Annotated in this window: 1 protein-coding gene; it reads left to right on the top strand. The window is 51.8% G+C overall.

Annotation, left to right across the window (positions count from 1 at the left end; translation table 11 throughout):
* Positions 1 to 1,575 (top strand): transposase (locus tag ABD971_RS35945; protein ID WP_345328553.1); only part of this gene is annotated, 1,575 nt, incomplete at its 5' end.
* Between the last annotated feature and the right edge of the window lie 108 nt (positions 1,576 to 1,683).

The raw sequence follows: 1,683 nt of genomic DNA, 5'->3' as shown, positions 1-1,683 counted from the left end.
CTTCTTGAGGGTGAGAAGATGCTGGCGCCTTGGACTGACAAGTTTTATAAGATTCCTGATTCCGACCTTGCGATCTACAACAAAGTGCTTCCGGCGGAGTCACCGCTGCTGGATGCCCTGGAATTGATCGACTGGACCGCTCTGGATGGCCAAGTCCGTTCGTTTTACTGTGAAAAGTATGGACAGCCTGCGATCCTTCCGCTGATCATGCTCAAGCTGGAATTCCTTAGCTTTTTCTATCGGCTGTCCGACGCGAAGGTGATCGAACGCTGTCAAACCGATCTGCTTTTCCGCTGGTTTCTGCAGGTCCCGATCGGCTCCCCGTTGCCCAACTCCTCCTCGTTGACCCGATTTCGAGGGCGGCTGGGAGCCGAGGGGTTCAAAAAGGTCTTCGATCAACTCATCAGCTCGGCTCGCGAGCAAGACTTGCTCAAAGATCGGCTACGGCTCAAAGACGCTAGTCATGTCTTGGCCAATGTCGCCATTCCCACCACGCTCAATTTGTTGGCTCAACTGCGAAACAGGATGCTGGACATCGTCCGGCAAATTGATCAGCAATCCGCCATCGGGTTCGAAATCAAAGCGGAGCAGGTTCGCCTTGAAACTGCTCAGGCTGAAGTGGAGGTTAAACTGCAATCTCGGTTGGAACTCGTCATCGATATCCTGAAATGGTTGCAAGAGCAACCGCCCGAACCCCCATCGCCAAAATGCGGTTCGCTGTGGAAGAAACTTGCGGCGATTCGCCATTTGGCGGAAAAGATCGTCCGGGATTGCCAGCAGCCTAGTCAAGGTGACCGCACGCTCAGCGTGGTTGACTCCGATGCCAGGCGTGGTATGCATGGTAATTTTTACGAAGGCTATATGGTCGACGTGATGATGGATGCTGAGAGTCAATTAATCACCGAGGTGGAAGTGATTCCTGCCAACGGCGCAGAGGCCAACGACACCATCCACTTGATCGAGATGGAACAGCAAACTCATGGCAACCAGATTGAACAGATTTCAATTGATGGCTGCGGTTTTAATGGCCCGATGCTTCGAACTCTTGAAGATCCCGCAGGCTTGGCTGTCGAAGTCATTACGCCGCCAGCGGCACGCGAAAAAACAGCCGGCTTTGCTGCGAGTGAGTTTCAATTGAATGAGGACAAAACACGAGTGACTTGCCCCGGTGGCCAAGTCTCAGGAAAAGCTTGGTTCAAAAAAGAGAAGCCACATTCGAGATTTTTTAATTTTGGCAAAAAGCGATGTCTCGCCTGTCCGCTGTTGTCTCAGTGCCATCCCAAGATGAAAGAGACCAGTCGATGGGGCCGGCAAGTGAACAAGAATGAATATGAGCATGAATACGAACGAGCCCGCCAGAAGTCGATGACAGCGGAGTATGAACGGGTTCGTCGTGAGCATCCTGCGATCGAACGAAAGATCAACGAGATCGTCCGTCATCACGGTGGACGACGAGCTCGCTACTGGGGGCTAAACAAGGTGAAGATCCAGCAGATCATGACCTGTTTCGCGATCAACGTGAAGCGAATGTTGAAACTACTCAAGGGAGAAGTGCACGCACTGTGTATGCAATAAGGCGAAAAAGGGGGCAAAATCGTAGGGATTAGCGTTTCATCGCAGTAAATCGAGGTAACTGACGAGGCCATTCACGTTTCGCAAGGAAGCAAACGCCAGTTATCAAAA

It is taken from the genome of Novipirellula rosea (genome assembly GCF_039541335.1).
In the GTDB taxonomy this organism is placed as follows: Bacteria; Planctomycetota; Planctomycetia; order Pirellulales; family Pirellulaceae; genus Novipirellula; species Novipirellula rosea.
The sequence above is the reverse complement of the archived record's forward strand: the minus strand, read 5'-3'. Positions and strand labels throughout refer to the sequence as shown.